Raw genomic sequence first — 2,626 nt, 5'->3', positions numbered from 1 at the left:
GTAAGCGGTCGACTAACCACGCCCCTTGCGCGCGTGGTGCTGATGTGCTGAGTGTTGCCGGCGGGGGGTTGCGGCGCCGGGCTGCGCGTTCAGGTGCTGGGAAGCGCGATGCGCCAGGGCAGCAAGGCCTCATAGTCGTCGGCCGTCTTGGCGCGAGGCAGTGCGACAAGCAAGGCTCGCAGGTACTGATAGCCATCGATGCCGTTGACCTTGCAGGTCTGTAGCAGCGAATACAAGTTCGCGCTCGCATTGGCCCCGGCCACGGTGTCCGCAAATAACCAGTTGCGACGCCCGACCACAAAGGGACGGATCGAATTCTCGCAAGGGTTGTTGTCGATCGGGTGATGGCCGTCGTCGACGAACAGCTTGAGCTTGGACCACTGAGACGACAGGTAGTGCAAGGCCTTGCCCAGCAGGCTTGCCGGCAGCACTGCGTGCAGGTTGGCCAGCAGCAATGCTTCGATCCCATCAAGAACCGGGGCACTGTGCTGCTGGCGAAGCTGCTTCAGGGCGTGCGCGTCGAGCGCATGTTCGCGCCCTTGGGCCTCCGCGCGGTACAGCTTCGCGATCAGTTCCATGAACTGCGCGGCCAGTTGGTCTGCGCCGCGCTTGTTCTTCGGCAACGCCTGCAGGGCTTCGTGGAAATATCGTCTGCAATGCGCCCAGCATCCAAGGTGCACGAGCCGATGTGCCAGCGCGATCTGGTTGTAGACCTCGTAGCCATCCGTGATCAGCACGGCGCCCGCGCGCACGCCGGCGTACAAACGCTGCGCCGCTTCTGTGCTGCGTGACGGGGAGTAGGCAAACAACCGGATCGGCGGACCCGTGCCCTCGGGGCCGGATCCTTCGGTCATCTGCGCCCACATGAAGCTTTTACTCCGGGCGGCTTTGCCGGCCTCCTTCAGAACCTGGATGTGGGTCTCGTCGCCGTAGATCAGCGGCGCCTCCAGCACCAGGTCGCGCAGCAGGTTTATCACCGGCTGCACAGCCTGGCCCACGCGCACGACGCTCGCCGCCATCGTGTTGCGCGAGATGTCGCTGCCACCGAAGCGCGCCAGCAGCGCAGCCTGGCGATACAGCGGCAGGCCGTCCATGTACTTGGAGGTGATCACCCAGGCCAGCAGGCCTTCGCTGAACAGGCCCTTGGGGATCACCTGCTCGGGCTTGGCCGCCAGACGAAGGGCGAAGTCGCAGCACGGGCACGCGTACTTCACGCGCTCGTGGCGGATGACACGCACCTGCTGCGGGATGATGTCGAGCTGCTCGCTGGCCTCGACGCCGATCTCTTGCAGCGTGGCACCGTCGTGCGGGCACATGCGCTCGGCCTCGGGAAGTTCGTGACGCACCACCTCGCGCGCCAGCGCGGGATCCAGCGGCTTGCGCCCGCGCTTGGCGCGCTTGTGGGCGGGAACAGTGACGGTGTCATCGTCTTCGAGCTCTTCTTCTGCCGGCTGGGCATCTGCGCCCAGGTCCTCGGCCTCGTTGAAGAACATGTCTTTCTGATCCCGTGCGCTGGCCTCACTCTTGGCGGCGAAGAGCTGGCGCTTGAACTTGTTCAACTGCTCCTTGAGCAGGTCGCGCTCGGTGCGCACCACACGCAATTCGCCGACGAGGGATTCGCTGCGCCGAGTGGCCTCGGCCAACGCCTGTTGCAGGGCTGCGAATTCTTCGGCGGTGGGCATTTGAACCATCGCCTGCTTCGATCAGCATGACGTGCAGGCGTTCCTCGAACATCGCATTTTTATGAAGCCTCGGCAACCTGTTTGAAAGCTCCCGGTGCGAGGGCTCAGGCGACGCGTTCGTAGAAGCGATGAGGATGCTTCTGGATCACCGCGAGATCAATGCCGTCGAGCAGCCAGTGCAGTTGTTCCACTGTCAACGTCGGCACTGTCGCTGCGTCCGGCCAGATAAAGCGGTCTTGCTCGAGCCGCTTCATAAGAAGCCAGAATCCGTTGCGGTCCCAGCCGAGAATCTTCACGCGGTCGCGCCGGCGGTTGCGAAACACATACACGGCCTGTGCGAATGGATCCAGGCCCAGTGCCTGCTCCACCAAGACCGCCAGGCCGTTGAGCCCAGTGCGGAAGTCAATGGCCTCGCGGTGCAGATAGACCTTCAACCCTTCGTCGAACCGGAACACCGCAGCCTCCCCAGCGTCTCGATCAACTCGCACGCCTGCAGCAGGCCGCATCCGGTCAGATCTACGACAACCCCGTTGGGAAGGCGTGCCTGCATACCAACGACCGTCGCATCCTGCTGCGCAGCCGCATCAATGTGCACCGGCACGAACGCCGGCGCTTCGACTTCGACAACATTCCCGCTCGACGGCAACGCCCCGTCCGTCTCTCGTTCATGCCGACGCACCCAACTGCTCAGCTGATTGGCGTTGACGCCGCAGTCGCGTGCCAGCTTGGACATCGACACCCCAGACTCGCGGCACGCCAGGACCAACTCGCGCTTGGCTTGCGCGTCATAGATGCACCGACCGTCGCGTTTGTGCCCAACAACCAGCCGCCGCGCCAAATCTGAAATCCGCTCTGACATTACGTTCCCATCTACATGTACGTGGGAACGTAGCTTCGTAGGTTGAGACGCGCTTCACAAGAACGTGGTTAGTCGACCGCTTACG

Annotated in this window: 3 protein-coding genes; all 3 read right to left on the bottom strand. The window is 63.4% G+C overall.

The annotated features are described in order from the left end of the window. Window positions 1–89: 89 nt before the first annotated feature. The 3 genes from tnpC to tnpA all read right to left on the bottom strand — a co-directional run bounded on the left by tnpC (window position 90) and on the right by tnpA (window position 2,541). Entirely contained in the window at window positions 90–1,691 is a 1,602-nt protein-coding gene (gene tnpC, locus B0E49_RS00040) for an IS66 family transposase (protein ID WP_077559935.1), read from the bottom strand. A gap of 95 nt (window positions 1,692–1,786) precedes the next feature. Continuing rightward, window positions 1,787–2,137: an IS66 family insertion sequence element accessory protein TnpB gene (gene tnpB, locus B0E49_RS00035; protein WP_077559934.1), complete on the bottom strand. Its 351-nt coding sequence runs from the start codon at window positions 2,135–2,137 to the stop codon at window positions 1,787–1,789. Next, entirely contained in the window at window positions 2,113–2,541 is a 429-nt protein-coding gene (tnpA, locus tag B0E49_RS00030; protein ID WP_077559933.1) for an IS66 family insertion sequence element accessory protein TnpA, read from the bottom strand. The genes tnpB and tnpA overlap by 25 nt, the downstream gene beginning before the upstream one ends. Window positions 2,542–2,626: the final 85 nt, after the last annotated feature.

The sequence above is a fragment of the Polaromonas sp. C04 genome, assembly GCF_002002705.1.
Taxonomy (GTDB): Bacteria; Pseudomonadota; Gammaproteobacteria; order Burkholderiales; family Burkholderiaceae_C; genus Rhodoferax_A.
This window is presented reverse-complemented; position numbering and strand designations above follow the sequence as displayed.